This is a genomic window from Mesorhizobium sp. P2_F5, from assembly GCF_056403715.1.
Genome location: NZ_JBFUEY010000002.1, coordinates 292,774 through 319,567, shown reverse-complemented (window position 1 = coordinate 319,567; position 26,794 = coordinate 292,774). Strand labels below are relative to the sequence as shown.

Sequence of the window (26,794 nt, the reverse complement as noted above, 5' to 3'; positions counted from 1 at the left end):
TCGATGACGCTGACGCTCAACCGCGCGTCTCGCGATCCCGGCCGCGTCGCCCTTCGCAGGGCTGTTAGCCCCGCTTGGGCGCCGGGCAGGGATGCTCGCCCGCAGTTGCACCGTCCCGATCGCCCCGCGGGCTCTGGGGATGTCTTCGAGAAGAAGACGGAAAAGGACACTGGCCAGGCCTGGTCCGCAACCACGAAAATGGAGAAGCATCCCATGGAACTCATGATGGTCGATCCGCGTGCGCTGAAGGAGAATCCCGACAAGACGCGCCGCACGAAATCCACCCCTCAATCCGACGCCTTGCTGCTCGCGACGATCAAGGCAGTCGGCATCATCCAGCCACCGATCATCCTGCCTGAGCAGGGCGGCGGCAACGGCTACACCATCCATTTCGGCCATCGCCGCGTCACACAGGCGATCGCCGCCGATCTCGCGGAGATCCAGGTCCTCGTTGCCGACCCCGACGAAGACCGCGACGCCATGCGTGCGCTCATCGAAAACGTTGCCCGCGATCCGCTCAACCCGGTTGATCTGTGGCGTTCGATCGAACGCCTCGTCGCTCTCGGATGGGCCGAGGAATCCATCGCGCTCGCGCTTGCGCTGCCAGTGCGACAGATCCGCAAGCTTCGCCTGCTCGCCAACGTCCTGCCTGCCATGCTCGACCAGATGGCCAGGGGCGACATGCCAAACGAACAGAACCTGCGCACCATCGCAGCCGCGAGCCAGGTAGAGCAGGCCGAGGTCTGGAAAAAATACAAGCCGAAGAAGGCCAATCCCACGGTCTATTGGCATGAAGTTGCGCGGGCACTCACCAAGACGCGAGTGTTTGCGAAGCACGCGAGCTTTGGCGACGATCTCGCCCAAGCCTATGGCATCGTATGGCAGGAGGACCTGTTCGCACCGGCCGATGAGGACAGCCGCTACACGACCGATGTTGAAGCGTTCTACGGGGCGCAGCAGGAATGGCTGGCCAACAATCTGCCCAAGCGCGGTTCGATCGTCGAACTGGGCGACTATGGCCAGCCGAAGCTCCCTCCAAAGGCCGAACGGGTCTATGGCAAGCCCGGCAAGGGCGATCATACAGCTTGGTACGTCGACAGCCGGTCTGGCGAAGTACAGTCGATTGCCTACCGTATGCCGGAAGCGAAGAAGACAAAGGACAAGACGGGTTCAGGCAGCATCGCTGTTGCGGCAACGCAGAGACCGGACGTGACCCGCAAGGGCATGGAGATGATCGGCGACCTTCGCACCGATGCGCTGCATGAGGCATTCGCCCGCGCGCCGATCGAGGACGACACGCTGATGGCGCTGCTCGTTCTGGCGTTCGCCGGCACGAACGTCTCCATCGCCAGCGGCTCTTCCGACAATCCTTATGCACACGCAGACTGCAACGCGCATGCCGCGCGGCTGATCGGCGAGGACGGCAAGCTCAATCCCGACCGGGAGACGCTGCAGCAGGCCGTGCGCTCTGTGCTGATCGACGTGTTGTCGTGCCGGGAAAACCGGTCCGCCAGCGGCATCGTCGCGCGCATCGCCGGCCAGGCCATCGGCGCGGACGCGTTCTTGCCGAACATGGGCACGGACGATTTCCTGTCGTACCTGTCGCGCCCCGCACTCGAGGCTTCGCTGAAGGGCACGCCAGTCCTGCCGCGCAATCGCGTGAAGGACACGCGCGCGGCGTTGGTCGAACATTTCGCGGAGGGCCGCTTTGTTCATTCAGCGGCTCTGTTTGCGCCGAAGCTGGAAGCGATCACCAACTGGGTGACGAAGCACTCAGCGCCAGACACCGGTGAGGCGCTGGACGGTGGTACGGCGCAAGACCTCGACGAACTGGATGGCGGCCAGTCGGCCGCCACGGGGCAGGACAATCCAGGCGACGACGATGCCGGCGAGCTCACCGAGGGCGAATACGCGATCGCGGCCGAATAGAGGCTGTTTCCCTTCCCTTCTAGAGGTACCCGCCGCCGGGCAGCAATGCTGGCGGCGGTTCCAGTTCAACCATCAGCAAAGGAGTGGCGCGTAGCTCAGGGAATGGGGAGAGCTGCAGGATGATCTTCACAAGCAGGCCAGAGACACGCAGGCCTTCGACCTGAACCACGGAAATATCGGAAAAGAAGTAGCCCCACCTGAGGTAGTAGATTATTCTCTTGTTCCAAGCTCTCAGGGGCGCTCACGGAACCAAAACTATTTCTCTGCGTTTCGAGCGTTCTCGCCATCGGGGAATATGTCATTTGGGGACGAAACGCTTCCACAAACCGGTGGTCATCCAGCCAGGGCGCATCGATAGGGATCGAGTGGTTGAGACCGTCGCAGAGGCCGCCGAAATTCTGCTGCGGGATTGGCCGGCACCGGAATCACAACACCGCATCAAGGCTATGAAGATCTGCCTTGACGTCATCAATGGCCACAAGCCGCCAAGCAAAGCACGGGATGCGTTCATCATCGCAGCCAAGGACGCACTGATCTTTCTGAGTTAGGCTGACCCCCGCATTGGCCGAACACTAATGCCGGACAGGTGACGACCCGCTTCGACCATTTCAGGGCCGCGCCTCCGAAACCCAGCATGCGGAGCCTACGCCATGAAGATGACGGCAAGATAGGGCTCCCCCACGAGATCGCCCAGAAGCGGCCTGAGCGTGGCGGTTGAGTGTTGGGCTTGGGCGCCAGTCCTCCCGGTTGTCTTATCTGACCATCCTGCGCCGGTCCTCCCCTCGGGTTTGCCGCGGTCTGAACCGGACGGCGTGACGGTCAAAGGCCGCTGGCGCGCCGCGGAGCGGCCGGACGCCGCCGATCTCGCAAGGCGGCCCGCGTTCTTCGCAGGGCAATTAGCCCCGCTCATCCCGCAAACCTGCCTCGCTCGCCTGGCCGACCCCGGACCTTGGGCCGTCCCGCTTTGCCGGTTCGAAAGGACCGCACCCGAAGGGAAGACCGGCACGAGCCGGATCATCCAAAGGGAGAAACAGGAAAGGACCTGAACATGACCAAGATCGCTCGCTCACCCCGCACATCCGCTCGTGTCGTCCCAATTCGTCGCGGCACCACCCTCGAAATGGTACGGCTCGTCTGCCCGGACTCCCACCAGGTCACCCTCATCTCGGAAAGCTTCGGCCTTGCCGTTCTCGATAGCGATGGCATCCGCGATCTGCATGAGCGCTTCGTCGTCGAGACCAGTGAGACCCTGCGCGAAGCCTTGAGCGATCGGGCCATGCAGATCCACCTGCAGCGCATCGTCGGTTCCTATGTCGGCTCCGCTCACGGCGCGGGCCAGTTCTACTCGAAGGCCGTGAGCGAGGCGCGCGACGCCACGTCCAAGCTTGCCAACGATGTTCGCGATGAGGACCGAGACGGACCCGTTGGCTTCGACAGCCAAGCGCAACGCAAGCGCGAGTTTGCCGCCGACATGGGGCTTCAGTCGCACGCGCTCCGGATGGCCGCCGAGGGAGCCGTCGCCGCTTACGAGCACATCGTAGGCGAGGTCTGGAAGCCCTTCGAGCGACAGGTCGAGAATCCCGGCGCCGGCGTCAGCCGACAAGCGGCCGAACACCAGATGGCGGCACTGGGATAGCAGGCATGGCGGGGCTTCGGTCCCGCCATCTTCCTGGCAACGGCAACGGGCCGGTCCGATCGGGACCGGCCTCTTTGGGTGTCACCACCGAAGCCGCTCCGACAAGATTTTCAAAAACGAAAGAATGAAAAAAGGTCGGGCCCCGCCCATCGCGGCCCGTCGCGGATAGCGGTCCTGCTGAGGTCCGAAGCCCAGCGCAACGGCTTCGCCGTCCTCCACTTTCGTTTCGGCCCGTTGCCGACAATTCCCCTTCTACCGATCGATCTTCCTTGGGTGCGCGGACCTTGCGGCCCTCAGACACCGGACCCCGTGACAGGCCGCGATGGTCGCGCCTCTCTAACGGAGATCTTGGAAATGAGCAGGAAAGAAGAACAGCCACGTGTCGACGTCTACGCGCGAATTACCGGTCGCATTGTCGCCGAGCTCGAGCATGGCGTCCGGCCATGGATACAGCCATGGAGCGTCGCCAACACGACAGGCCGCATCACGCGGCCGCTCCGCCATAACGGCGAGCCCTATTCGGGCATCAACGTCATCCTTTTGTGGTCGGAGGCGCTCGCACGCGGCCTTACCTCGCCGACCTGGATGACATTCAAGCAGGCAACCGAACTTGGTGCCCATGTCCGCAAGGGGGAGACGGGCACGGTCGTCGTCTACGCCAATCGCTTCACAAAGACGGAGACCGACGCGAGGGGAGATGAGGTCGAACGGGCGATTCCGTTCCTGAAGGCATACACGGTCTTCTGCGTCGACCAGATCGAGGGTCTCCCCGGCCACTACTACAGCACGCCCGCCATTATGACTGATCCCGTCGAGCGCATCGCCGTAGCTGATCGCTTCTTCGTCAACACGGGTGCCGTCATCCGGCATGGCGGAGCAAAGGCGTTCTATGCCCCGGCCTCCGATCACATCCAAATGCCGCCATTCGAGAGTTTTCGCGACGCGGATTCCTATGTCGCGGTGCTGAGTCATGAATTGACCCACTGGACGGCGGCACCCCATCGGGTGAATCGCGATCTCAGCCGCTATGCGAGGGATCGTAGCGAGCGGGCGAGGGAGGAGCTCATTGCCGAACTTGGCAGTTGCCTCCTTTGCGCCGATCTCGGCATCGTACCCGAGTTGGAGCCGAGACCGGACCACGCCAGCTATCTCGCATCCTGGCTCGAGGTGCTCTCCAACGACAAGCGGTTCATCGTCTCGGCCGCAGCCCACGCACAGCGTGCCGTCGCCTTTCTGCACAATCTCCAGCCCAACATGGACAAGATCGGGGAGGCAGCTTGATGTTGCACGCGCATAGCTCGCCAGAAGACGGACCGCCCACGCCGGCTCTTGCACTGACTCCGCCGACGGCCAGTTCGACTGGAGCGGGCGCAAGTGCGACATGTGCGGGTATAGGGGCTCGAACCTGTCATGCAAATGAACACTGAGACCAGGAAAGGGCTTGCCACTCGGCCTTCCATTCGCTGCTCGTAAGATTTGCCAGCCACAGAACTCGGTGGACACAACTTCCACAATTAAACGGCATCACCCAAGAAAGTATGGGGGCTTTTGGGTAGCCCCCATTTTCTGAAGCATGTTCTCTGACGCGGATCAGGCCGTGGCAGGTTTCGCCGCCAAAGCTCCGATACCCTTGGCAGAGATGAAGCCGACCAACGAGCCGCCCGCCATGGAAAGTGCGGTCAGAACAAATGGATTGGACAGTGCCACAGTTGTGAGGCCAGTCTGGGAAAAGATGTCCGGCGTCTGCGCGATATAGGCAAAGCACGCGGCATAACCGTAGAAGCTCGACGGAATGCTGGCCAGTGCGGGGACGGAACTTGCCCAGCAGACCACCATCACCGTGATCGTGACCACGATTCCGGCCCAGACCGCGAAGGGCAGCGCCGCCCCGAACGGAAGGAAGACGATACACATCGCCGCGGTCCAACCAAGGAGCGCGCCGAATGTGTTGCAGAGGATAGTGGACTTGAGAGCCGCGGGTGTCGCCCCGTTGTGGAAGAAGCAGGCCCATGCCAGAAAGGCAGCCCAGACAAGAATCGTTCCGACGCTGAGATAGATCCATGTCGCCAGCCCTGCGAGGACTCCGCAGACAAGAACAGTCGCATGAAGTGCAGCCATTTGTATTTCCTCCCTTTTGTTTCGTTGATCAGTCGCCTTGTGATGCTCAAATCACAGCCGTGAGCTTTTGTGGGACCTGACGATCGTCCCGTGATCGGCATTGCCCCGCCTATTCCGCGGCCATGCCGTACCCGACATCGTGGTGCCCGTAGCGGCGGACCCGGACATTGGCCTGTTCGGCGTGGCCGACGAAGCCTTCCAGCAGGCACAGGCGCGAGCAGTAAGCGCCGATTTTGGCGGCGGCCTCGTCGGTCGTGATGCGCTGATAGCTGTGGGTCTTCAGGAACTTGCCGACCCAGAGGCCGCCGGTGTAGCGCCCGGCCTTCTTTGTCGGCAGGGTGTGGTTAGTGCCGATGACCTTGTCGCCGTTGGCCACGTTGGTGCGGGCCCCGAGGAACAGCGCGCCGTAGGAATGCATGTTCTCTAAGTACCAGTCGTCGCGGTCCGTCATCACCTGCACATGTTCCGAAGCGATGTCATTGGCAACGTCAAGCATCTCCTCATGGCTGTCGCAGAGGATGACCTCGCCGTAATCCTCCCAGCTTTTTGCAGCAGTGTCGCGGGTGGGTAGGATTTTCAGAAGATGGTCGATTTCGGCCAGGGTGGTTTCGGCCAGCTTGAGCGAGTTGGTCACGAGGACCGACGGCGAGTTGTAGCCGTGTTCGGCCTGCCCCAGCAGGTCGGTTGCGCAAATCTCGCCGTCGACGGTGTCGTCGGCGATTACCAATGTTTCGGTGGGGCCGGCGAAGAGATCGATGCCGACCTTGCCGTAAAGCTGGCGCTTCGCTTCGGCGACAAAGGCGTTGCCGGGACCGACCAGCATGTCGACTGGACGGATGGTTTGCGTGCCGTGGGCCATGGCGCCGATGGCCTGGATGCCGCCCATGACATAGATCTCATGGGCTCCGCCCAGCTTGATCGCGGCGATCACGGCGGGGTTCGGCTCGCCCTTGAATGGGGGCGTGGCAGCGATGATCCGGGGCACCCCTGCGACCGAGGCTGTCGCCACCGACATGTGCGCCGAGGCGACCATAGGGAACTTGCCGCCCGGGATGTAACAGCCCACGGACTGGACCGGAATGTTGCGGTGCCCCAGGAAAACCCCCGGGAGCGTTTCAACCTCGATGTCCAGCATAGACTCGCGCTGCGCCTTGGCGAACTTGCGAACTTGCTCTTGGGCGAACTTGATGTCCTCCATGTCGCGCGCCGAGACCTTGTTGATCAGCGTATCGACCTCGCTGTCCGAGAGGCGGAGCGACGCAGGCGCGTAGTTGTCGAACTTCTGGGACAGCTCACGAACAACCGCGTCGCCGCGGGTCTCGATGTCCTTCAGGGTGGTTTCAACCATCTGCCGGACCTTGGCGTCGTCCTGTGAACGTTCGTCGAGCGGCTTGCCGCGCTTGAGATGTTCCATCAATCCTCCTCCGAGTTGCCCGACGCGCGGCCATGGGTGTCCACCTGACGGCTCTGACGTAGATTATCAGTTGATAACTTAAAAGAGTCAATAGCTCAACTTCGGGCGCCTAGAATGCGGCCGAGCAGCAGAAAATAGACTGATTGATCACAGATTGTCTGCGCCGCTGCCTGCAAACTTATCAGGGTATCATTAGCTTGCCGGATCAGGCCAGTCGGGATACTCGCGCCTGTGTTGCGGAGCCCGGGCCGTGCGAGGCGGGCTTTGCTGCGCCGCGGCGGGCGAAGTAGGCTTGGATGCCCATATGGAAAACCTGCACGGTGTTGGCAATCATGCTCGCTCGATCCTCGGTCGGGGGCAGGCCGAAAATGTGTTCGCGAACCCCGGCATAGAAGATGCCGCTATGCAGTGCCCAGGCCAGCTCTAGCTCTTCGGGGCCAGGCTTTGCCTCGTCGTCCATCTCGACGAGATGGCGGTACTCCTTCATGATCCGGTGTAGGATGCGCTCCTCCAGAAGGCCCACGTACCAGCGGTTGATATCAGCCCCTTTTAGCCCGGAAAACAGATAGATCCGCATCCAGTCGCGCGTAAAGATCGCGTCGGTGTAGCTCTCATAGAAGGCACGAAGACGCTGATCCAGGGGCTGCGAACGATCACAGAGCAGTTGGTCCCATTCGACATTCCAGCGGTTAAGATAGACCGACTTGTAGACTTCGCGGATCAGGTCTTCCTTGCTGGGGAAATAGCGATAGAGCAGCGGCTGCGTGACCCCCAGCTGCCGCGCTAGTTCGCGCGTGCTGCTCTCGAAGCCGTGCTCGGCAAACAGGTTGATCGCCTTTTCCAGAATCGCTTCGCGCCGCTCGGCGGGCGGCAGGCGGCGACGTTTGGCTGGTGCAGCTTTGTTAGACGGCATGGGGCTCAGGCGGTTAGGGCCGGGGACCACATTTGCCTAGCATGACAATCAATGCTTGACCACCTGAAAGGATCTGGTTTATTTATCACATGATAATGTACTGGAGGACACCATGACTCTGACTCGCCAAGCGATCCATGACGCCGCGAAAAAGATTTCGAACTGGGGGCGCTGGGGGGCGGACGATCAGATCGGAACGCTGAACAACATAACGCCCGCCGATGTCATCGCAGCGGCGGGGCTGGTGCGGAAGGGGAGGAACTTTGCGCTTGGTTTGTCGCTGAAGGAGCCTATTCAGTCGGGTCTGTTCGGGGGACGGTGGAATCCGATTCACACTATGCTGGCCACCGGCACTGATGCGGCGGCGGGGGTTCAGGATGGCGACGGCAAAGCTTACCTGCGTTATGCTGACGATGCGATCAGCATGCCCTGCCAAGCGTCCACCCAATGGGACGCACTGTGCCACATCTTCCTCGATGACAAGATGTACAACGGATATGACGCCAAGCTTGTCGACATGAAGGGCGCGAAGAAGCTGGGCATCGAGCATTATCGCGACAAGATGGTGGGCCGTGGCATCCTTTTGGACATCGCGCGCTGGAAAGGCGTGGACAGTCTGGACGACGGCTATCCGATCACGCCCGCCGATCTGGACGGTTGCTCTGCGGCGCAGGGGGTTGAAGTCCGCAAGGGCGATTTCGTCCTTGTCCGCACCGGCCACCAGGAACGCTGCCTCACTGCCGGTAACTGGGCCGGTTACGCCGGAGGCGATGCGCCGGGCATGGGCTTCGACACCTGTTTCTGGCTGCGTGACAAGGATGTAGCGGGCATCTGCACCGACACCTGGGGCTGCGAGGTGCGCCCCAATCAGACTGCCGAGGCGAACCAGCCCTGGCACTGGGTGGTGATCCCCGCCATGGGCATTGCCATGGGCGAGATATTCTACCTCAAGGAGTTGGCCGAGGATTGTGCATTGGACAAGATCTATGAGTTCTTCTTCCTCGCGCCCCCGCTGCATCTGCCCGGCGGCGCCGGGTCGCCGATCAACCCGCAAGCCATCAAGTGACGGCGGGCCATGTCGGGCTTTGACATCCGCGAAAAGTTATCGCTGTCCGGTCGCCGCGCGCTGGTGACCGGCGGCGGGCGCGGACTTGGCCGGTCGATCGCACAGGGGCTGGCGGTGATGGGGGCGGAGGTCACCCTCTGCGCCCGTACCGAAAGCGAAATCGCCGAAGGGGCCGCAGAAATCCGTGCGAGGGGTCTGAAGGCCACCCATCTGGTGGCCGATGTTAGCGACGTGGCTGGCTTCGCCACCATCAATGCGGAACTGCCCGCTTTCGACGTCTTCGTGAACAATGCCGGAATGAACCTCCCCAAACCGCTCTCTAACGTGACGGAAGAGGACTATGACGCTGTGCTGGCTCTAAATCTTCGCGCGGCGGTCTTTGCCGCCAAAGCGGTCAGCGGCCAGATGATGGCCAAAGGGCGGGGCGGGTCGATCATCAACATGTCCTCGCAGATGGGGCATGTCGGCGCGGCGAACCGGACGATCTATTGCGCGTCAAAATGGGCGCTGGAGGGATTTACGAAGGCCCTGGCCGTCGAACTCGGTCCGAAGGGTATTCGCGTGAACACCGTCGGTCCGACCTTCATTGAAACCCCAATGACCGCGCCGTTCCTGGCCGATCCTGCCGCACGGGAGGCCATCGTGTCGAAGATCAAACTGGGGCGCCTGGGCACGCCCGGCGATGTGGTTGGCGCCGTGGTGTTCCTTGCCTCGGACGCGGCAGCGCTTGTCACAGGCAGCGCCGTGGTCGTCGACGGCGGGTGGACCGCCGACTAGGCCCCAGACGTTGGGGCCGACCCGTTCTCTGTGTATCGCCCCCGAGTTTCTGGGCGGTGCATTCGTCTTATGAAAGGGCTCTTTATGCAAATATTTCCGTATCTTAACTGAACGAATCGCTTGACACGCATCCTTGTTGATGTTCGACTGATAAATAAGGACTTCGGAGGAGTCTGCGGTAAGGATGTGCGTTGAGCCTTCACCGCAGAGGTGGGCAGGACCGGGATCGTTTCCGCGTCGGCATTGCGGCCTGCACGACAATGGGAGGAGAAGCCATGAAGCCAGCAGCCTTTGAATACGAACGGCCGACAACGGTCGACGAAGCCTTGGCCGCACTTGCGCGGCACGGGGACGATGCAAAGGTCCTGGCGGGGGGGCAAAGCCTGATCCCTCTGATGAACCTGCGTATGGTGCAGTTCGGTACAGTGATCGACATCGGCCGACTGGATGCCTTGCGCGGGATTGCGTTGGAGGCAGGGGAACTTCGGATCGGGGCGCTTGCCACGCACAATGAAGTTTTGGGGTCTGACCTGGTGGCGCAAAATGCGCCGCTGATCGTCGAGGCCTATCGCGATGTGGCCCACCATTCGGTGCGCAACCGTGGAACGCTGGGCGGCAGCTTGTGCCACAATGATCCGGCTTCCGAAATGCCGCTGATTATGTCGGTGATGGGTGCGCGGCTGATCGCTCAGAGCACAAGCGGCATGCGCGAAATCCCCGTGGAGGCGTTCGTTGTCGACGCCTTCACGGTCGCGCTGGAACCTGAAGAACTGCTGACTGAGATACGCATTCCTGTTCCCCCGGCCAGGCATGGCTATGCTTTCGCCGAGATTTCGCAGCGCAAGGGTGATTTCGGATTGGTGGTCTGTGCCGCGCAACTGCTGGTCACCGACGGCGTCTGCCGCGACGTGCGGATCGGTTATCGCAATGTCGGCGCCGCAACTGTGCGTCTGGCTAAAGTCGAGGCTGTTCTGGAGGGTATCGCCTACGATCCTACCCTGATCGCCAAGGCCGCCGCCACCGCGCAGGCGGTGACCGATCCGCCGGGCGATCTGCATGCAAGCGCCGAGTACCGCCGCGACATCATCGGTACGCTGACCGAGCGGATCCTGACCCGCGCCATCGCCACAGCCAGACACGCCTGAAGGCTATCCGTCGGATGTCCAAGCCTTGAGGGAGGAAACTATGTCCAAAAGTGAATCGGATGTCCAAGCCTTGAGGGAGGAAACTATGTCCAAAAGTGAAATCGCCGTCACGGTGAACGGCGAACTGCACCAAAGCGAGGTTGAACCGCGCCTGTTGCTGTCGGATTACCTGCGCCATGAGATCGGGCTGCCGGGCACGCATACGGGGTGTGAGCATGGCGCATGCGGTGTTTGCACGGTACTGGTCAACGGTAAGGCTACGCGGTCCTGCCTGTGCTTTGCGGTGCAGGTCGATGGCCAGTCGGTCGAGACGGTCGAGAGTCTGGGCACCATCGACAATCTTCACCCTATCCAACAGGCCTTTTGGGAAAAGCACGGGCTGCAATGCGGCTTCTGCACCCCCGGTATGATGATGAGTGCGGCAGAGCTTCTGGCGCACAACCTGAACCCGACAAAGGACGAGATCATGGAGTCCATCAGCGGCAATTTGTGTCGCTGCACTGGCTACCAGAACATCATCACCTCGATCGAACGCGCGGCGGAAATCCTGCGTGAGCGGGCAGCCGAAGGGGAGAAGGCAGCATGACCACCTTGGATACGAAACTGAAGATTCCGCCCTCGCGTCAGCGGGAAAAACCCGGCCAAGCGCTGAACTGGATCGGGAAAAGCATGAAGCGGGTCGAGGATCCCCGGATCCTGACCGGCAAGGGCCGCTATGTGGACGACATCGCCGTGCCGCACATGCTGCACGCTGCGGTGTTGCGCAGCCCCCATGCCCATGCGCGCATCGTGTCGATCAACACCGAGGGGGCGAAAAAGCTGCGGGGCGTGGTGGCGGTACTGACCGGCGAGGACATCGCCAAGACCACAGGCCCCTTGCCGTGCTTCTCAAACCCGCCGACGGAACAACGCTGCGTGGCCGTGGGTCGGGTGCGCCACGTCGGCGAGCCGGTCGTCGCCGTCGTCGCCAAAAGCCGCTACATCGCCGAGGATGCGCTGGACCTGATCGAGATCGAATACGACCCGCTGCCGGTCAATGCAAATGCGCTGCAATCGCTCGAGGCAACCGGAGATGGCATCATCCATCCCGAACGCGGTTCTACCAACGTCGCACTGGAACGGCGGTTCAAGTTCGGCCCGGTGGACGAGGACTTTGCCAACGCCGCATATGTGATCCAGCGCCAGCTTTACTGGCCGCGCTCGGGCGCGCAGCCGCTGGAGACGGTAGGTGCGGTGGCCGAATTCGACCAAGGTTCGGGCAAGTTCACCATCCACTGCAACAGTTCGATGTACAACTACGTAGGCTTTACCGTGGCTGGTGCGCTAAACGTGTCCACACACAAGCTCAACATCGTGCCTTGCGTGACCGGGGGCAGCTTCGGGTCTAAGCTTTTCGCCCACAAGGTACCGATCCTCGCCGCTTCTCTAGCCCGCCTCACCGGCCGCCCGGTAAAGTACATCGAGGACAGGATCGACAACATCACCGCCTGCGACAACCATGGATCGGAACGCTGGTATGATGCGGAACTGGCGCTCGATTCGCAGAACAATATGATGGGCCTGCGCTGCAAATGCGTGGACGACTACGGCGCCTATTTCCAGTTCGGCGTCGGTCATCATGGCAACGCGCTTTCGCAAATCGTAGGGCCCTATCGCATCCGCTCGGTCGATCTCGATTTGAAGGCGGTTTTCTCCAACAAATGCCAGCAGGGTGCCTATCGCGGCTTCGGCTCGGAAGTATCGAACTTTGTAATCGAGCGGATGGTAGATGCCGCCGTTTCTGAGTTGGGCCTCGACCCTGTTGCCTTCCGCCACCAGAACTTCATTAAGCCCGAGGAGTTCCCGTACAAGATCCCGACGGGCAACCTCTATGACAGCGGCAACTATCCGGCGGTGCTCAACAAGGCGCTGGAAATGCTGGACTACAAGGGCTGGCGCCAGAGGCAGGCAGAGGCCCGAAAGGAAGGCCGTTATATTGGCATCGGCATCGCCACCTGCCAGGAACGCAGCGTCTTTTCCTCGACCGAATTCTGGATGCTGAACCCCGAGGCAGGCTTTTCCCTGACATCTTCGGGCGAGGCGGTCCAGATCAAGATCGACGCCATGGGCAAGGCCAACATCGCGCTGAACTCGCCTTTCTGGGGCAACAGCCCGGAAACCATGGCAGTCCAGATTTTTGCCGAGCTTCTGCAAATGCCGCCGGAGGACATCTCGGTCAGCTACACCGACACCGACAATGGGCTCCAGGGCACCGGGCCTGGCGGCTCGCGCTACACCGTAATGATAGCGGGCGCTTTGGTTGGTGCTTGCACCATTGTCAAGATGAAGATGATGAAGATCGCAGGCCACATGCTGGGCATTCCAGTGGATCAGCTGGTGATGAAGGACGGCAAGATTGGCGCGGACCATGTCAACAAGTTCGTCACCATTCCAGAGATCGCGCTGACCTCGCACATGTTTCGCTTGTCGCTGCCAGATGATCCTGAACTGACCGGCGGTCTGGACGCGGCCTATACCTATGACCACCCGCTGACGACCATGCCGAATGAAGACAGGACGGATATGGGGATATTCTATCCGATCATGGGCCACATGTGTCATATCCCGGTGATCGAGATCGACATCGAGACTGGAGGTCTGACCTTCCTCGACTACGTCGCTGTGCATGACTGCGGCACGGTGGTCAATCCGGTTACGCTGGCGGGCCATGTCACAGGCGGCACGGCGCAGGGCATTGGCACGGCACTGCTGGAAGAGTTCAAGTATGACGAGAACGGCCAGCTTCTGACAGCCTCCTTTGTCGACTATCTGATCCCCACAGTGCACGAAATGCCGCCGCAGGTCCGCGTGGGCCATGTGGAGACGCCCTCGCCCTATACCGAGTTCGGCATCAAGGGTGGTGGCGAGGGTGGCCGCATGGGGGCACCCCCCGCGATCTGCGCGGCGATCGAAGATGCGCTGCGCCCGCTTGGCGTGAAGGTGGATGCAATGCCGCTGCCTCCTTCGAAACTGCGTGGTCTGATTCGCGACGCGCAGGCTCTGGGGGGGACGTGAAATGGAACTGAGTGGCGAAACCCGTATCGAAGCCAGCCGCGCCTACGTCTGGGCCGCGCTGAACGATCCGCAGGTGCTGGCCCGTGCCATTCCAGGCTGCGAAAGCCTGGAACAGACCGAAAACGGGGGCCTGCAAGCGAAAGTCGTGCTGAAAGTCGGGCCGATCAAGGCACGCTTCGGGGGGGCCGTCACCTTCTCGGAGGTGGACCCGCCCAACGGCTATGTCATCGCAGGTCAGGGCGAAGGCGGGATCGCGGGTTTCGCCAAAGGTGGCGCCAAGGTCAGGCTGGATGAGGAAGCCCCGGAGGTCACGCTGCTTGTATGGGAGGCTCACGCCGATGTGGGCGGGAAAATTGCCCAGCTTGGCGCGCGGTTGTTGGACTCGACGGCGAAAAAGCTGGTGGGCCAGTTCTTCGACAAGTTCGCCATGGAGGTGATTGCCGCAAAGAATGTTGCTGCGGCCTGAAGAAAGCTCCCGGCTCGGGTCGTGGAGATGCTCCATCACCGGCAGGAGAGAAGATGCGCTGTGCCGAGCCACGAGGGCTCCAGCCTTGCGCCCGCGCAGGCGGCAGAGAGCCCGATACGCCAGATCGCTCGCTTTCGACCCTTTCTGATCTGCGGGCTGGTGCCGATACGGCGGGGGTCTGTCACGACCACGAATACGAACCCGCAATCCTGCAACGGATGCTGGCAACCCCTGCTTTCTACATTGGCGCGCAAGGTAGCCGGGCGATACAGACCGCCCGTCTTGCCCAGCTGAAGGCCAATGGCGTTTCAACCGACGAGTTGGCACGACTTCGTGGGCCTATCGGCCTGATCCCCTCCTCCCGCGATCCCAAGTCGCTGGCGATCTCCGTGCTTTCAGAAGTCGTAGGGGAGCATGGAGCAAGCAACCTCAAAGGTAACTGCTTCCAAAAACGGTCCTGAGGAACGCTTGATCGTTATGCCGGCCTTGCTCGCACGGAGCCATTTAATCGCCATGAAACTTTGTTGCTTTAATCATCCGGAGACCTTTCGTTGTTTGCCAACTATCCTCGCTTTTGAAGGTTTATAATGACGTTGGCTGCGACGGCGACGTTCAATGGTCGACGATGCCCATCAGCTCTAGCCTATATAATGTTCGCGCAACTTAAAACGGATCGTCTTTCCAGAGCCGGTGCCCGGAATCGCATCAGTGGATCGAAGATCGCAGGAAGCTTGTAAGTCGTCTGCAAGGTGCGGCAATGGGTTAGAGGTTCCTCGAACTCCACCGGGCCTTCCGCCCAGACCACGTAGGCGAGGGGCACCTCGCCCAACGTTTCGTTGGCGTGGGATGGTTTCCGGGCCGGGGAGTGAACTTTCCTGCAGGTGACGGTCAAGCGTCGCTCTCTCAGGTTTCGACCGCGCCACTCGTGATCTCTCGACCGGCACGTGGAATTTGGAACTACCCTTCCGGTTGGAGCTGGCCTCTACGATACTTGTCAGCGCACATCGAGCAGGTTAGGCATGATCAGGCTTGGTCATTCCTGTTGTTCAGGTAGCCGACCGATAGCGGATCGCCTGTCTTCATTCCGGTGGTTTCACACAAGGCACACCCACCTGCGTCCTCGATGTGGCTTGTCTGACCGGAGGCCGCCTTCGCTGCGCTCCGTCTCGCTCTCATACCCGCAACGGCCGTTCGCGACTTTCTTCCCCTGGTCGCTGCGCGTCCATTCCTCGCGGAACAAGAAAGTCTCTTCCAGCCGCCCTTCACGATGTTTCGGCCCCTGCGGGGTGCAGGTCGATCGCCTCCAGTCCTTCGACCCCCATCGAGGTCGCGATGGGCGCGGCCCGAGAAACCAAAGGAATGAGACAATGGCTACCATCGGCACCTTCACCTCCACCGGCAACGGCTTCAACGGGACGATCAAAACCCTCAACCTCAACGTCAAGGCCAAGATCGTTCGCGCAGAACGCACCAGTGACAAGGCTCCCGACTTCCGCGTCCTCGCCGGCAATGTCGAGTTCGGTGCCGCCTGGCAGAAGACTTCGAAGGAGACGGAACGCGACTATCTCTCGGTCAAACTGGACGACCCGAGCTTCCCCGCTCCGATCTACGCCACCCTGATCGAGATGGAAGGCGAGGAAGGCCTCCAGTTGATCTGGTCCCGGCCGAACCGGGACTGAGGCCCCGTCTGAAGGTCCCGCCGCAAGGTGGGACCTTCAGTGCATGCTTGCGGAGTCGCGCTTGAAATAGCGAGTCAAAGAGACTAAGTCACATGGACTAAGTTAAGGAGAGGCCAATGCATACGGTCAATATTCATGAGGCGAAGACGCACCTGTCGCGTCTGATCGACAAGGCAGCAAAGGGGGAGCCATTCATCATTGCCAAATCCGGCAAGCCGATGGTCAAGGTTGTCGCCATAGACGTGCCCGCTGCCAGTGAAGCGCGCCGCATCGGCTTTATGACTGGCAAGGTTTCTGTCCCGGAGGATTTTGATCGGATGGGAAGTGATGAAATCGAGCAGCTGTTTGGCGGCGATGCATGAAACTGCTGCTGGACACGCATCTCCTGCTCTGGGCGGCCGGTGAGCCCGATCAGCTTCCACTTGCAGCCATGGCTGAAATCGAGAATCCCGACAATGATCTCGTGTTCAGTGCGGCGAGCCTGTGGGAAGTCGCCATTAAGCGAGGTCTCGGCCGCAGCGACTTCACTGTCGATCCGCGATTGCTGCGACGTGGATTGCTCGACAATGGATATCATGAACTCGCGATCACGAGTGAGCATGCGGTTGCCGTGGACGGGCTTCCGCCCATCCACAAGGATCCATTCGATCGTATCCTGATTGCGCAGTCGATCGTCGAAGGCATCACGCTCCTGACGGTCGACGATCTCGTTGCACAGTATCCCGCGCCTGTCCGCCGGTTCTGACAGATCAGCCGTTGAGCGTGTCCTTGATCGCCTTAGCCGGCGTGAAGGTCAGCTTCTTCGACGCGGCGATCTTGATGGTGGCGCCCGTTGACGGGTTGCGCCCCTCGCGCTCCGGCGTCGCCTTCACCTTGAATTTTCCAAATCCCGGAATCGACGTTTCGGCGCCACTTGCAGAGGCGTCGGCAATCGCCTTGAAGACGCCATCGACAATCGATTTTGCTTGCGCCTTGTTCAGGCTGTTGTCGGCGGCGATCTTGTCGGCGATTTCGTTTGCTGTCGTCATGGAAGGTGGCTCCTTTTGTATTGTTCCTCCTCCTGTTTGACACGCAGAATCCAGAGAATGGTAGCTGACAACTGCCGCGACCTACGAGAATCCCCATTTTCCGTCGGGATAAGGCCGCCGCAGCTGGACCGCAGATTGCAGCAATTACGTTAATGACGTATATAACATCAAATACAGCAATTATCAGGAGGGCAAAATGCTCCGGCCAAGTGGCTCCTACTCGACCAGTGACCTATCGCGGAAATCCGGCGATATCATCGCAGAGGCGCTACGCCACCCGGTCACGATAACTCAGCGCAACAAGCCTCGTCTGGTGCTTCTCAATATCCAGGACTATCAGCGGCTGATGAGCCAGGCCGATGTGCGGGCAGCAGGAACGATCGAAACGATGTCCGATAGCCTGCTCACCGAGTTCGAGGATGCGGTTGAAGCCTATGCGGAGGTGGAAGAAGCGGGGCGGCAATGAGCTACGACCAGATCGAGACGGCGTGCGTCATCCGCTATCCATATCTGTGGGCGCGCGAAGCCAGCCATGGCGAAACCGAAGGTCGTAAGAACAGGCCGGTCGCCGTTGGCGTTCGTATGGCACGCCCTGACGGCGATTTGGTGCTGTTCTTTCCGATCAGTACCAAGCAGCCGGAACCGGCCAGGTTCGCCGTTGAGGTTCCGTCCATCGAGAAACGACGAGCAGGCCTCGATACTGACCTGTGTCTTTGGATCATCCTCGACGAGTTCAATACCGACATTGTCGGTCGATCGTTTTATCTTGAGCCGGAGCCGCCGATAGGCAGGTTCAGCAAGGCATTCTTCCTGCCGCTGCTGCGTGAGTTCATCGCGCGCCGTAAGACATTCACCGAGGCAAATCGGCGCCGGTAGCGCTCGGGTCAACGTAACCTCGCCGTCGCTTTGCGCGCTCAAGCCGGATGAATGCGCTGTCGACCTCTTGCGGCTCATCAAAGGTCTCGACTTTGACTTGGCCATTCGTTCCGATCCGTCCCCAGTTGCGGATGAGCGATGCACCGCCGAACAGTGTCGGCTGGATCGAGAGCGAATAGAACCGCGCCATGTTGCGGGTGGCGTCGATACGGTGAAGATAGGCCGGTCTTGTCTCGGGGCTAAGCATGGGGCCGAATCTCGCCCCCGAAGGAACCAGCGTCCAACGAGTTCGATGCCGCGCCGGCGTTGCCGGCGGCGAAGCGGAGGGGCTGAACGCGCTATCCAAACTGCGCCGAAGAGAAGCCCCGGAGCTTCCATGGGTAAAGAAATCCTTGGCCGATCGGCCATGTCATTTCTTCTTCGGCCCGAAACTGTTCTCGCCAGCGATTGCAACCATCTCCTTGCGCCGGAAATAGATCGCGCGGCCGCAGCGCAGTGGAGGATTGCCGGCGGTAAAGACGATCTGTTCGTCGGTTCGCATTTGCATGACCTCGTGTGGAAGGATCAGAGGGCGTCGGGCGAGTTGCTTCGAGCGGGTTCTCGACGCTCCGTTCATCCGCGAGGATGTGCTGGTCTGATCGACCTCGACCGTCGTGTCGCCGCAACGCTTCGAAATGTATTCGGCTGTTTCAGGGTCATTGATCGCGGCGAACGATGTCCACGAGGCGGACTCGAACCATTTTGAGGAGGCGTCGCGTCCGCCATAGGCTTCGCGCATCTGGCCGATCGACTGGAACAGCATCAGGAGACTGATGCCATATTTGCGACCTGCGTCACGGGCGGTTTCGAGAATGCGCATGAAGCCGAGGCGCGCTACCTCGTCGAGCAGGAAGAGAGTGCGGTCTTCGACATCTCCATTGCGATTGTAGATGGCATTCATCAGCGAGCCGATGATGACGCGCGCAAGGCCCGGATGGTTCTCGAGTGTCTTCAGGTCGAGGTTGATGAAGATGTCGGTTTTGCCCGCTGCAACCTCGTCGGTCGCAAAACTTCTGCCCGAGACGAGCGCGGCGTAGTTCTCGTACGACAGCCAGTGCGTTTCCTTGGACGCGGCGCCATAGATGCCCGAGAATGTCTCCGGAGTCATGTTGATGAAGGGGGCGACGTTTTCGCGGACAAATGCGCTTTGCGACGAGTCGTAGATTTCCTGCAACCGGGTTCGCAGTTTTGGTTCCGGCTCGGCAAGATTGGTCCGAACCTGGCGTAGCGTCTGGTTCCCGGATGGCGTGTGCCCGGAGAGGCAGACGTCCGCTATCAGGGCCGTCACCAACTGCTGCGCCGATCCACGAAAGAAATCGTTTCGGCTGGCGTCGACCCGCGGATTGTCGGTCATGATCCAGGATGCGACCGCGGCGATGTCCTCCTCTTTCGTGCCGCCAAACTCGCCAATCCAGTCGAGCGCGTTGAAGCCGGTGCCGCCGCGTCCCGGATCGATGACATAGACCTGTCGATTGAGCGATTTGCGATGCGCGGTGACCATCGGGGCGATCTCGTTGGAGGGATCCAGAACCACCAGTCCACTCGTCCATTGAAGCGCGGTCGGAATGGTCACCGACGTCGTCTTGAAGCCGCCGGACCCGGCAAAGACGATCGCATGACCCGATCCGAAGTCGCCTGCGAAGCCGAGCAACGGTTTCCGCCCACCACTTCCCCAGCTTTCGTGATCGCTCGCCTTGAACGATCTGTCGGCAACTGTGTCGCGGTCGACGCGATAGCGCTCTCCGAAGACGATGCCGCCTTCTTTGGGAAAAAGTTTCGCGGCCTCGGTCAATCTCATCCAGTCAGCGTCGCCGTGGATGGAGCGCTTGCCCGGGATCCGCTTCGGCGCAGGTGATACGAAGGCAGCATTGCCGAGAAGTGTAACTCGAAGAGCGAAGATACCGGCGCCCAAAGCGACCATTGCGCCGCTGAACGTAAAAGGATCGGCATATGACAACAGCGTTCCCTCGGCGACGCGATCCGCGAATGAAAGGAGCCTGCCGCCTTCGTTGATCACGGCGATTACGACCACGAGCATCGCGCCGAGAAGCGCGCTGAGGCCCGCCGACCTGATCGATGCCGAGCCAGCGGCAGCAAACAGAAAGATCAGTCCGACGCCGCCCGCCGTAGCGTAGGGGAGAGCCAGCCCGAGCTGGCCCAGAAACAGATAGGCGGCATGCGATGTTCCAAGCGAAGCAAGCCAGGTCTCAATCCCCGTCAGGCCCCACAGCGTTGCGATCATAAGTGCTGCTGGCGCCATTGTGAGCACGAGTTTCTTCCATGTCATTGCCGAAGGCAGCCTTTCCGATTGCGCGCAGGCGCGCCCATTCCGTCTGGTTGTGCGTGCGGCGCGCCAGATCGACGAGAGCGCCCAGGATGACGGCGCGATCGGCCGAACGAAGGCCGGCCTTCACGACCAGACCGCCCAGTTGGATTTTCTCGCGGGTATCGCGCTTGCGCTCCTCCGCCGACTGCCGTCGCTGCATGTTCATCACTCGCTCAAGCATCGCCTTCAGCAGGCCGAGCCGGCTTCGGCGCGGCTTGCCGGCGCTTCTCGCTTCGTGCCTGAAATCGTCCGGCGATCTCCGCGAAAAGGTCCGAGAGCTTCGCCTCGTCGATATCGAGATCGCCCAGACCGGCCTTGACCGCGATGCGACCGATCCGCTCGGCCTCCTTGGTCTCGGCAGCCTTGAGTTGATCGTGCAGGCGCTCGATCTCCTCGCGGATCTTCGACGATGATTTTCTCATGATGTTTGCTCCGGCTCATGACGCTCATTTTCAGAAGCCGATCATTGCGGTGAAGCCTGGTGCCGACACCTGCGGATTTCCGAAGCTGTCTTGCGGCAATCGCTGCCGCAGTATCCCGCCGAACAAAGAGAGGATTGAAGGGCGCACTTATACGTCGCTTGCGCGACGGTGTGCTCCCGGCGGGAGTTTTGGAGCCGGATGGCGATCTACCACTTGCATGCGCAGATCATCGGTCGGGGAGAAGGCCGCAGCGCGGTCGCATCCGCCGCCTACCGGCATTGCGCGCGGATGGAGATCGAGGCGGAGGCGCGGGTAGCCGACTATTCCAACAAGAAGGGGCTTGCCCATTCCGAGTTTGCGTTGCCGGAAGCAACGCCTGCATGGCTGCGTACCCTGATCGACGGGCGCGACGCGGCAGGCGCTTCCGCCGCCCTCTGGAATGCTGTCGAGACTTTCGAGAAGCGAGCCGATGCGCAATTCATGCGCGAGATGGATTTGGCGCTCCCCGTCGAACTGACGCGGGAACAGAACATCGAACTCGTGCGTGCGTTCGTATCGGAACAGATCCTTCCGCGCGGCATGGTGGCGGACTGGGCGTATCACGACAGTCCTGGCAATCCGCACATCCATCTGATGACGACGCTGAGGCCGCTCACCGAAGAGGCGTTCGGGCCGAAGCGGATCGCGGTGCTGGGCGAAAACGGCAACCCGCTTCGGATCAAATCGAAGCTGCATCCTCACGGAAAGATCGTCTATCGGTTGTGGGCTGGCGACGAGCAGACACTGAATGAATGGCGCGAAGCCTGGGCGGTCCTGCAAAACCGGCATCTCGCCAAACAGGGGCTCGACATCCGTGTCGACCACCGCTCGTTCGAGGATCGGGGACTGAAGCTCGTACCAACCTCCAAGATCGGCGTCGGCGCGACACACATCGCCCGTGAGGCCGAAGCCAGGGAGCGTGAGGTCGATCTCGAACGGATGCGTATGTTCGAGGGGCAGAGACAAGAATCGGCGAAACGGATTGAACGTCGCCCGGAAATCATTCTCGACATGATCGCGCGCGAGCGCAGCGTCTTTGCCGAGCGCGATCTGGCAAAGCTCGTGCACCGCTATGTCGACGATCCGGGAACGTTTGCGAACGTCATGGCGCGGCTGATGACGAGCCCCGAATTGGTACGGCTGCAACGCGAGACGCTAAACTTCGAGACCGGCGAGCGCATTCCGGAACGGCTTGCCACAAGAACGATGATCCGCACCGAGGCCGACATGGCACGGCAAGCATTGCACCTGTCGGGGGAGGAGACTTTTGCCATCTCGGACGACGCGCTCGCGGTCACGTTTCGCGAGCATGCCTATCTGCATGACGAGCAGCGCGCCGCGGTTGAATATGTGACTGGTGCATCTCGCATCGCGGCGATCGTCGGCCTCGCGGGCGCGGGAAAAACCACCGCGCTGAAAGCGGCGCGCGAGGCCTGGGAATGCGAAGGTTTTCGCGTCGTTGGCGGGGCGCTCGCCGGCAAGGCGGCCGAAGGCCTGGAGAAGGAAGCGGCAATCGCGGCGCGCACATTGGCGTCATGGGAGCTTCGGTGGGGGAGGGGAACCGACCTTCTCGACGCGAAGACCGTTTTCGTCATGGATGAGGCCGGCATGGTTGCGTCGAGGCAGATGGCGCTGTTCGTCGACGCGGTTGCCCGCACCGGCGCCAAGCTCGTCCTGGTCGGCGATGGCGAGCAGCTTCAGCCGATCGAAGCGGGCGCCGCCTTCCGAGCGATCCATGACCGTGTCGGCTATGTCGTGCTCGAAAATGTCCGCCGCCAGAAGCAGGGCTGGATGCGCAAGGCGAGCGTGGATTTCGCGCGCGGCAGGACGGCGCATGCGATCAACGCCTATCGCGCCCGGGGCAAAGTTCTCGGCAGCCAGACCAAGGCTGAAGCGATCAAGATGCTGATCGCCGACTGGACCCGCGATTTCGATCCGGCAAAATCGTCAATCATCCTCGCACACCTTCGCCGCGACGTGAGGACGCTGAACGAGCTGGCACGCGCGGCACTCATCGAGCGCGACGTGATCGGCGAAGGGTTTCGATTCCAGACCGAACAGGGGTCACGGAACTTCGCAGGCGGCGACCAGATCGTGTTCCTGCGAAACGAGATTTCGCTCGGTGTGAAGAACGGCATGATCGGCCGCGTCGCCGAGGCGAAGCTGGGACGCATCGTCGTCGAGATCGGCGACGACAAACGCCGGGTCGAGATTGCCCAGGCATTTTATCGCGATGTCGATCACGGCTACGCGACGACGATCCATAAGTCGCAAGGCGCGACTGTTGATCGGGTCAAAGTGCTCGCCTCGCTCTCGCTCGACAAGCATCTCTCGTATGTTGCCATGACCCGCCATCGCGAGGATGTTGCGCTCTATTACGGGCGTCGATCTTTCGAGAAGGCGGGCGGCCTGATCCCGCTCCTGTCACGCCGCAACGCCAAGGAAACGACGCTCGACTACGCCGGCTCGCGCGAATATCTCGATGCTCTTCGCTATGCGATGAACCGCGGCCTCCATGCGTTCCATGTCGCCAGAGCCTTGCTCGACGACCAGCTGCGTCTCATCGCACGCGCCAGGGAGAAGGTGGCGAGACTGGGTGTCAAGCTCGCGGCATTCGCCTCAAGCGTCAGCTTGCGACCGGTCGAACAAGCGTCGGCTCTGAATGCTTCCCGCTCGTCGATCCTGAGACCCGCTTCCGCCGTCAACGCGCCCACCAACGTCGTCCAACCACTGCTGCGCGGCGTGACGCAATGGGTGCGATCGATCACTGAGATTGTAAAGGAGAATGCCTTGTCCGAAACGTCAGTGAAGCTGCAATGGCGCGAGGTGTCGGACCGCTTTGCTCAGATCTATCAGGATCCACATGCGGCCGCGAACGCCATGAAAATTGACGCGGTTGTCGAAGCGCCCGATCGTCATCGCGCCGTGCTCGATCGAGTTGCAGCCAACCCCGAAACCTTCGGCGAGCTGCGCGGTAACGTCGGGCTCTTCGCCTCGAAGGCGGAGAAGCAGGAACGGCAGATGGCGATCGGAGGAGGTGCCGCGCTCAAGACGGAGATCGAGCGCTACATCCGCCTTAGGTCGGAGGCTTCCAATCGGTTTGAGGTCAAGGAAACGGAATCGCGTCAGCGCGCATCGATCGACATACCGGCACTGTCCCAGTCCGCGATCGTCGTCATGGAGCGGGTGCGCGATGCGATAGACCGCAACGATCTACCGGCCGCTCTCGGCTTCGCACTCGCCGACAGGATGGTCAAGGCCGAGATCGATCGGCTGAATGCCGCACTCGGCCCGCGTTTCGGCGAGCGCGCCCTGCTCGGACTGGATGCACAAAAGATCGATGGTCCAGCCTACAAGGCGCTGGCAGCGAATATCCCCGCTGCAGACAAAATGAAACTCGCGGAAGCCTGGCCGACGTTGCGAGCGGCACAGCAGCTCGCCGCGCATGAGCGGTCCGTCCAGGCAATGAAGCAGGCGGAAACCGCCAAGCTCGTTCAACGCCCGACCCTTAAACCCGGTTCGTGACGATGCGCCGTCAACGTCGAAACGCTGTCATCATTCTTGGCGCCGGCGCCGCGCTGGTTCTGTCGATCGCCGGGGCTGGCGCATGGGGTGGGTATCGGCTGAACACGACACGGAGCTATCCGCTCGGCCTGTGGCGGATCGAGGCGATTCAGCACGAACCGAAAGTGGGTGACGTCGTATTTATCTGTCCGCCAAAAACGCCGGCCTTCGATCTTGCGTTTGCGCGTGGCTATCTCCCGCGAGGCCTTTGCGCCGGCGGAACCGGTCCGCTGATCAAGACGGTCGCAGCAATCGCGGGACAGAACATCGCAATCGACGGTCGCGTGCATATCGACGGCAGGCGCCTCGAGCATTCCGAACTCCGCACAGTCGATACCGAGGGCAGGGTGCTCACGGCCTTCGTCGGCGGGGTGGTTCCGACGGGCAATGTCTTCCTTCACTCCAGATATCCAGGTTCATATGACTCGCGCTATTTTGGGCCGGTTCCGGCCGCTGGCATTCTCGGCCTCGCACAACCAATCCTCACCTTCACACCTTGATGGACTTCGTTCGCTGATACTCATCACCGGCGGTGTAGTCGCTGGCGCGATCGGCTGGAGCGGAAATCCGCTCGCTCTTCCGGCGGCCATGGCGTTTCCTGGGCTGTGGGCGTTTTCGCCTTCGCGGATGATCGCCGCCTGGGTCTCGGCAGGGTATTTCCTGGCGGCATCGCGGGGTCTGCCACCAGGCGTCGCGAATTTCTACGGATCACAGTTCGCGCTCGGCATCGGGCTTTGGTCTGCTGCGTCGCTCGTCTTCGTCGCCGTCCACGCGACACTCTGGACTTCCACGAAGGGCTGGCGACGGCCGCTACGCTACGCGATTGCTGCGGTGGTGATGAGTATCCCGCCCTTCGGTATTGTCGGATGGGCGCATCCGATCACGGCCGCCGGGTTTTTGTTTCCAGGATGGGGTTGGTTCGGGCTGGCAGCGGCCGCGATCCTGATGCTCACCATGACGACGAAGCGATGGGCGATCGCGGCCGCGCTCATGGGAGGTTTTTGGGCTTGGTCCGCCACACATTGGACGCCTCCCAAGCTGCCTGAAGGGTGGGTCGGCGTTGATACGCGGTTTGGGGGTTCAGCCGGCCGCTATGCCAATTATGCACAACAACTCGAGACGGTTGCTCTCGCCAAGACGGCGTCAATTGACGGCGGGAGCATCGGTGTCCTGCCGGAAAGCGCCGCCGGTCTGTGGACGCCGACCGTCGAACGGCTCTGGGCACGGGAGCTGACTGGGAGCAGCGTGACGGTCATTGCCGGGGCCGCCGTGGTCGACGAAGATGGCTATGACAACGTCATGGTGCGGATCTCGGCCGAGCGAAGCGAAATCCTCTATCGCCAACGTATGCCCGTCCCCGTCGCCATGTGGCAGCCATGGCTTGACTGGATTGGTCAGCGTGGCGGGGCAAGAGTGGAAATCTTGGCCAATCCGGTCGTCTCCGTCCGGGGAGAGAAAGTCGCACCGCTGATCTGCTACGAGCAACTCATCGTCTGGCCGGTCCTTCATTCCATGCTCCATCGGCCGGATCTCATCGTCGCGACCGGCAATGGCTGGTGGACGGCAGGCTCGAGTATAGTCGCGATACAAACGGCAAGCGCGCAAGCCTGGGCGTCACTGTTCGGACTGCCGCTTGTCATGGCGTTCAATCGCTGAAACACTTTACGGATGTGAGGACCGCTTGCCGAAGCCTCCAAACCATAAGAACATGGAGCTATCATGAACAAGACCACGGCGAAGTTTTTCCCAAGTGCGCACTCGCTGTGCGTCCAATGAGGCTGTGCGTCCAATGAGGCGGCCAAGGATAAGCTGAGATGGACGAACGACTTCGCGATAGGCGCCTTAGGGAGACGGTTGTGCTGAAGACAGTTCATGAGTGTCTTTCGAGGAAGGTCAGGCCAAAAACGTCCTGGCTGTTTCTAGGGCTGTTTTTCTTCTGCGGCGTTCTTTTCAATGTCTGGATTTTAGGCCACGGCTTCTGACAGTGCTCTCCAACGGACGGCAAATACAAAGTAAAATCAAACCGTTAGACAAGTTCCATAATGTATATTATGCCGCAAAATAGTATTGCCGCAAAATAGAAATGTCTTGATTCCGCAAAGTAGGAATGTCGCCCTGCTCGTCCCTGAGCGAGGGAGACGGCGGGTTGGGACTGATCTTAATGAGCGCGCGCGAGCTGCAACGCATCGAGGTGCTGTCGAAGGTTTTGGAGCGGCGCATGGCGGTTGTCTCGGCGGCGCGTGTGCTGGATATGACGACGCGTCAGGTCCAGCGTCTGCTGAAGGTGTTCAGAGCCGAAGGCG

At 61.1% G+C, this 26,794-nt stretch carries 27 protein-coding genes and 1 pseudogene; 20 read left to right on the top strand and 8 right to left on the bottom strand.

Features of this window, described 5'->3' with window-relative positions:
- Nucleotides 1–213 precede the first annotated feature (213 nt).
- The 4 genes from AC1DYO_RS03730 (at nucleotide 214) to AC1DYO_RS03715 (ending at nucleotide 4,846) form a co-directional block, all read left to right on the top strand.
- On the top strand, nucleotides 214–1,929 hold the full coding sequence (locus AC1DYO_RS03730; RefSeq protein WP_477260413.1) for a ParB N-terminal domain-containing protein: 1,716 nt from the start codon (nucleotides 214–216) through the stop codon (nucleotides 1,927–1,929).
- Nucleotides 1,930–2,231: 302 nt separating this feature from the next.
- Entirely contained in the window at nucleotides 2,232–2,477 is a 246-nt protein-coding gene (locus AC1DYO_RS03725; RefSeq protein WP_477260411.1) for a DUF982 domain-containing protein, read from the top strand.
- Between the two features lie 500 nt (nucleotides 2,478–2,977).
- Entirely contained in the window at nucleotides 2,978–3,565 is a 588-nt protein-coding gene (locus tag AC1DYO_RS03720) for a hypothetical protein (protein ID WP_477260409.1), read from the top strand.
- Nucleotides 3,566–3,919: 354 nt separating this feature from the next.
- Complete coding sequence (locus AC1DYO_RS03715; protein WP_477260407.1) at nucleotides 3,920–4,846, top strand: ArdC family protein; 927 nt, start codon at nucleotides 3,920–3,922, stop codon at nucleotides 4,844–4,846.
- A gap of 309 nt (nucleotides 4,847–5,155) precedes the next feature.
- Here AC1DYO_RS03715 and AC1DYO_RS03710 read toward each other — a convergent pair whose 3' ends face one another.
- The 3 genes from AC1DYO_RS03710 to AC1DYO_RS03700 form a co-directional block, all read right to left on the bottom strand.
- A complete protein-coding gene (locus AC1DYO_RS03710; RefSeq protein WP_477260405.1) occupies nucleotides 5,156–5,683 on the bottom strand; it encodes a DUF1097 domain-containing protein in 528 nt (175 codons plus the stop codon).
- A 109-nt stretch (nucleotides 5,684–5,792) separates the two neighbouring features.
- A complete protein-coding gene (gene hisD, locus AC1DYO_RS03705; protein WP_477260403.1) occupies nucleotides 5,793–7,097 on the bottom strand; it encodes a histidinol dehydrogenase in 1,305 nt (434 codons plus the stop codon).
- Between the two features lie 205 nt (nucleotides 7,098–7,302).
- Complete coding sequence (locus AC1DYO_RS03700; protein WP_477260401.1) at nucleotides 7,303–8,010, bottom strand: TetR/AcrR family transcriptional regulator; 708 nt, start codon at nucleotides 8,008–8,010, stop codon at nucleotides 7,303–7,305.
- 112 nt (nucleotides 8,011–8,122) lie between these two features.
- Here AC1DYO_RS03700 and AC1DYO_RS03695 point away from each other — a divergent pair, with 112 nt between their 5' ends.
- The 10 genes from AC1DYO_RS03695 to AC1DYO_RS03650 all read left to right on the top strand — a co-directional run bounded on the left by AC1DYO_RS03695 (nucleotide 8,123) and on the right by AC1DYO_RS03650 (nucleotide 16,942).
- Entirely contained in the window at nucleotides 8,123–9,076 is a 954-nt protein-coding gene (locus tag AC1DYO_RS03695; RefSeq protein ID WP_477260399.1) for a cyclase family protein, read from the top strand.
- A 9-nt stretch (nucleotides 9,077–9,085) separates the two neighbouring features.
- Nucleotides 9,086–9,853 carry an SDR family NAD(P)-dependent oxidoreductase gene (locus AC1DYO_RS03690; protein ID WP_477260397.1) on the top strand — a complete coding sequence of 256 codons (768 nt, stop codon included), beginning with the start codon at nucleotides 9,086–9,088 and terminating at the stop codon, nucleotides 9,851–9,853.
- 275 nt (nucleotides 9,854–10,128) lie between these two features.
- On the top strand, nucleotides 10,129–10,998 hold the full coding sequence (locus tag AC1DYO_RS03685; RefSeq protein WP_477260395.1) for an FAD binding domain-containing protein: 870 nt from the start codon (nucleotides 10,129–10,131) through the stop codon (nucleotides 10,996–10,998).
- Between the two features lie 85 nt (nucleotides 10,999–11,083).
- Entirely contained in the window at nucleotides 11,084–11,584 is a 501-nt protein-coding gene (locus tag AC1DYO_RS03680; RefSeq protein WP_477260393.1) for a (2Fe-2S)-binding protein, read from the top strand.
- A complete protein-coding gene (locus AC1DYO_RS03675) occupies nucleotides 11,581–14,052 on the top strand; it encodes a xanthine dehydrogenase family protein molybdopterin-binding subunit (protein ID WP_477260391.1) in 2,472 nt (823 codons plus the stop codon). Before AC1DYO_RS03680 ends, AC1DYO_RS03675 begins: the two co-directional genes overlap by 4 nt.
- Nucleotide 14,053: 1 nt before the next feature.
- Complete coding sequence (locus AC1DYO_RS03670; RefSeq protein WP_477260389.1) at nucleotides 14,054–14,518, top strand: SRPBCC family protein; 465 nt, start codon at nucleotides 14,054–14,056, stop codon at nucleotides 14,516–14,518.
- A 53-nt stretch (nucleotides 14,519–14,571) separates the two neighbouring features.
- Nucleotides 14,572–14,979 (top strand): XdhC family protein, encoded by a 408-nt coding sequence (locus AC1DYO_RS03665; protein WP_477260387.1) that lies wholly within the window; start codon nucleotides 14,572–14,574, stop codon nucleotides 14,977–14,979.
- A gap of 906 nt (nucleotides 14,980–15,885) precedes the next feature.
- A complete protein-coding gene (locus AC1DYO_RS03660; RefSeq protein ID WP_477260385.1) occupies nucleotides 15,886–16,197 on the top strand; it encodes a DUF736 domain-containing protein in 312 nt (103 codons plus the stop codon).
- A gap of 116 nt (nucleotides 16,198–16,313) precedes the next feature.
- On the top strand, nucleotides 16,314–16,559 hold the full coding sequence (locus AC1DYO_RS03655) for a type II toxin-antitoxin system Phd/YefM family antitoxin (RefSeq protein WP_477260383.1): 246 nt from the start codon (nucleotides 16,314–16,316) through the stop codon (nucleotides 16,557–16,559).
- A complete protein-coding gene (locus AC1DYO_RS03650; protein WP_477260381.1) occupies nucleotides 16,556–16,942 on the top strand; it encodes a type II toxin-antitoxin system VapC family toxin in 387 nt (128 codons plus the stop codon). Before AC1DYO_RS03655 ends, AC1DYO_RS03650 begins: the two co-directional genes overlap by 4 nt.
- 4 nt (nucleotides 16,943–16,946) lie before the next feature.
- On the opposite strand, the gene AC1DYO_RS03645 is transcribed toward AC1DYO_RS03650, so the two are convergent.
- Nucleotides 16,947–17,225 (bottom strand): HU family DNA-binding protein, encoded by a 279-nt coding sequence (locus AC1DYO_RS03645; protein WP_477260379.1) that lies wholly within the window; start codon nucleotides 17,223–17,225, stop codon nucleotides 16,947–16,949.
- A gap of 196 nt (nucleotides 17,226–17,421) precedes the next feature.
- Here AC1DYO_RS03645 and AC1DYO_RS03640 point away from each other — a divergent pair, with 196 nt between their 5' ends.
- Together AC1DYO_RS03640 and AC1DYO_RS03635 are read left to right on the top strand one after the other, a co-directional pair.
- The gene (locus AC1DYO_RS03640; protein WP_477260377.1) at nucleotides 17,422–17,691 is read left to right on the top strand and encodes a type II toxin-antitoxin system prevent-host-death family antitoxin; all 270 of its coding nucleotides are present in this window, start codon (nucleotides 17,422–17,424) and stop codon (nucleotides 17,689–17,691) included.
- A complete protein-coding gene (locus AC1DYO_RS03635) occupies nucleotides 17,688–18,101 on the top strand; it encodes a hypothetical protein (protein ID WP_477260375.1) in 414 nt (137 codons plus the stop codon). Before AC1DYO_RS03640 ends, AC1DYO_RS03635 begins: the two co-directional genes overlap by 4 nt.
- Here the strand turns inward: AC1DYO_RS03635 and AC1DYO_RS03630 are convergent.
- From AC1DYO_RS03630 to AC1DYO_RS03615, 4 genes are all read right to left on the bottom strand, one after another.
- Nucleotides 18,076–18,348 carry a WGR domain-containing protein gene (locus AC1DYO_RS03630; RefSeq protein WP_477260373.1) on the bottom strand — a complete coding sequence of 91 codons (273 nt, stop codon included), beginning with the start codon at nucleotides 18,346–18,348 and terminating at the stop codon, nucleotides 18,076–18,078. The two genes, AC1DYO_RS03635 and AC1DYO_RS03630, sit on opposite strands and share 26 nt — an antisense overlap.
- A gap of 162 nt (nucleotides 18,349–18,510) precedes the next feature.
- Nucleotides 18,511–20,427 carry a Ti-type conjugative transfer system protein TraG gene (traG, locus tag AC1DYO_RS03625; protein WP_477260371.1) on the bottom strand — a complete coding sequence of 639 codons (1,917 nt, stop codon included), beginning with the start codon at nucleotides 20,425–20,427 and terminating at the stop codon, nucleotides 18,511–18,513.
- Nucleotides 20,348–20,632, bottom strand: coding sequence for a conjugal transfer protein TraD (traD, locus tag AC1DYO_RS03620; RefSeq protein WP_477260369.1), 285 nt, complete (start codon nucleotides 20,630–20,632; stop codon nucleotides 20,348–20,350). Before traD ends, traG begins: the two co-directional genes overlap by 80 nt.
- A 7-nt stretch (nucleotides 20,633–20,639) precedes the next feature.
- A complete protein-coding gene (locus AC1DYO_RS03615) occupies nucleotides 20,640–20,888 on the bottom strand; it encodes a TraC family protein (protein ID WP_477260367.1) in 249 nt (82 codons plus the stop codon).
- Nucleotides 20,889–21,086: 198 nt separating this feature from the next.
- Here AC1DYO_RS03615 and traA point away from each other — a divergent pair, with 198 nt between their 5' ends.
- The 4 genes and pseudogenes from traA to AC1DYO_RS03595 form a co-directional block, all read left to right on the top strand.
- Nucleotides 21,087–24,452, top strand: coding sequence for a Ti-type conjugative transfer relaxase TraA (traA, locus tag AC1DYO_RS03610; protein WP_477260365.1), 3,366 nt, complete (start codon nucleotides 21,087–21,089; stop codon nucleotides 24,450–24,452).
- Between the two features lie 2 nt (nucleotides 24,453–24,454).
- Entirely contained in the window at nucleotides 24,455–24,991 is a 537-nt protein-coding gene (traF, locus tag AC1DYO_RS03605; protein ID WP_477260543.1) for a conjugative transfer signal peptidase TraF, read from the top strand.
- On the top strand, nucleotides 24,879–26,147 hold the full coding sequence (locus AC1DYO_RS03600; RefSeq protein WP_477260363.1) for a conjugal transfer protein TraB: 1,269 nt from the start codon (nucleotides 24,879–24,881) through the stop codon (nucleotides 26,145–26,147). Before traF ends, AC1DYO_RS03600 begins: the two co-directional genes overlap by 113 nt.
- A 451-nt stretch (nucleotides 26,148–26,598) precedes the next feature.
- A pseudogene (locus AC1DYO_RS03595) lies at nucleotides 26,599–26,781 on the top strand (hypothetical protein); the annotation flags it as partial.
- Between the last annotated feature and the right edge of the window lie 13 nt (nucleotides 26,782–26,794).

What these genes read in the sequence shown, in the direction of transcription:
- AC1DYO_RS03730 (WP_477260413.1), top strand. Translation starts at nt 214, where the DNA reads ATGGAACTCATGATGGTCGATCCGCGTGCGCTGAAGGAGAATCCCGAC.
- AC1DYO_RS03720 (WP_477260409.1), top strand. Translation starts at nt 2,978, where the DNA reads ATGACCAAGATCGCTCGCTCACCCCGCACATCCGCTCGTGTCGTCCCA.
- AC1DYO_RS03715 (WP_477260407.1), top strand. Translation starts at nt 3,920, where the DNA reads ATGAGCAGGAAAGAAGAACAGCCACGTGTCGACGTCTACGCGCGAATT.
- AC1DYO_RS03710 (WP_477260405.1), bottom strand. Translation starts at nt 5,683, where the DNA reads ATGGCTGCACTTCATGCGACTGTTCTTGTCTGCGGAGTCCTCGCAGGG.
- hisD (WP_477260403.1), bottom strand. Translation starts at nt 7,097, where the DNA reads ATGGAACATCTCAAGCGCGGCAAGCCGCTCGACGAACGTTCACAGGAC.
- AC1DYO_RS03700 (WP_477260401.1), bottom strand. Translation starts at nt 8,010, where the DNA reads ATGCCGTCTAACAAAGCTGCACCAGCCAAACGTCGCCGCCTGCCGCCC.
- AC1DYO_RS03695 (WP_477260399.1), top strand. Translation starts at nt 8,123, where the DNA reads ATGACTCTGACTCGCCAAGCGATCCATGACGCCGCGAAAAAGATTTCG.
- AC1DYO_RS03690 (WP_477260397.1), top strand. Translation starts at nt 9,086, where the DNA reads ATGTCGGGCTTTGACATCCGCGAAAAGTTATCGCTGTCCGGTCGCCGC.
- AC1DYO_RS03685 (WP_477260395.1), top strand. Translation starts at nt 10,129, where the DNA reads ATGAAGCCAGCAGCCTTTGAATACGAACGGCCGACAACGGTCGACGAA.
- AC1DYO_RS03680 (WP_477260393.1), top strand. Translation starts at nt 11,084, where the DNA reads ATGTCCAAAAGTGAAATCGCCGTCACGGTGAACGGCGAACTGCACCAA.
- AC1DYO_RS03675 (WP_477260391.1), top strand. Translation starts at nt 11,581, where the DNA reads ATGACCACCTTGGATACGAAACTGAAGATTCCGCCCTCGCGTCAGCGG.
- AC1DYO_RS03670 (WP_477260389.1), top strand. Translation starts at nt 14,054, where the DNA reads ATGGAACTGAGTGGCGAAACCCGTATCGAAGCCAGCCGCGCCTACGTC.
- AC1DYO_RS03665 (WP_477260387.1), top strand. Translation starts at nt 14,572, where the DNA reads ATGCGCTGTGCCGAGCCACGAGGGCTCCAGCCTTGCGCCCGCGCAGGC.
- AC1DYO_RS03660 (WP_477260385.1), top strand. Translation starts at nt 15,886, where the DNA reads ATGGCTACCATCGGCACCTTCACCTCCACCGGCAACGGCTTCAACGGG.
- AC1DYO_RS03655 (WP_477260383.1), top strand. Translation starts at nt 16,314, where the DNA reads ATGCATACGGTCAATATTCATGAGGCGAAGACGCACCTGTCGCGTCTG.
- AC1DYO_RS03650 (WP_477260381.1), top strand. Translation starts at nt 16,556, where the DNA reads ATGAAACTGCTGCTGGACACGCATCTCCTGCTCTGGGCGGCCGGTGAG.
- AC1DYO_RS03645 (WP_477260379.1), bottom strand. Translation starts at nt 17,225, where the DNA reads ATGACGACAGCAAACGAAATCGCCGACAAGATCGCCGCCGACAACAGC.
- AC1DYO_RS03640 (WP_477260377.1), top strand. Translation starts at nt 17,422, where the DNA reads ATGCTCCGGCCAAGTGGCTCCTACTCGACCAGTGACCTATCGCGGAAA.
- AC1DYO_RS03635 (WP_477260375.1), top strand. Translation starts at nt 17,688, where the DNA reads ATGAGCTACGACCAGATCGAGACGGCGTGCGTCATCCGCTATCCATAT.
- AC1DYO_RS03630 (WP_477260373.1), bottom strand. Translation starts at nt 18,348, where the DNA reads ATGCTTAGCCCCGAGACAAGACCGGCCTATCTTCACCGTATCGACGCC.
- traG (WP_477260371.1), bottom strand. Translation starts at nt 20,427, where the DNA reads ATGACATGGAAGAAACTCGTGCTCACAATGGCGCCAGCAGCACTTATG.
- traD (WP_477260369.1), bottom strand. Translation starts at nt 20,632, where the DNA reads ATGAACATGCAGCGACGGCAGTCGGCGGAGGAGCGCAAGCGCGATACC.
- AC1DYO_RS03615 (WP_477260367.1), bottom strand. Translation starts at nt 20,888, where the DNA reads ATGAGAAAATCATCGTCGAAGATCCGCGAGGAGATCGAGCGCCTGCAC.
- traA (WP_477260365.1), top strand. Translation starts at nt 21,087, where the DNA reads ATGGCGATCTACCACTTGCATGCGCAGATCATCGGTCGGGGAGAAGGC.
- traF (WP_477260543.1), top strand. Translation starts at nt 24,455, where the DNA reads ATGCGCCGTCAACGTCGAAACGCTGTCATCATTCTTGGCGCCGGCGCC.
- AC1DYO_RS03600 (WP_477260363.1), top strand. Translation starts at nt 24,879, where the DNA reads ATGTCTTCCTTCACTCCAGATATCCAGGTTCATATGACTCGCGCTATT.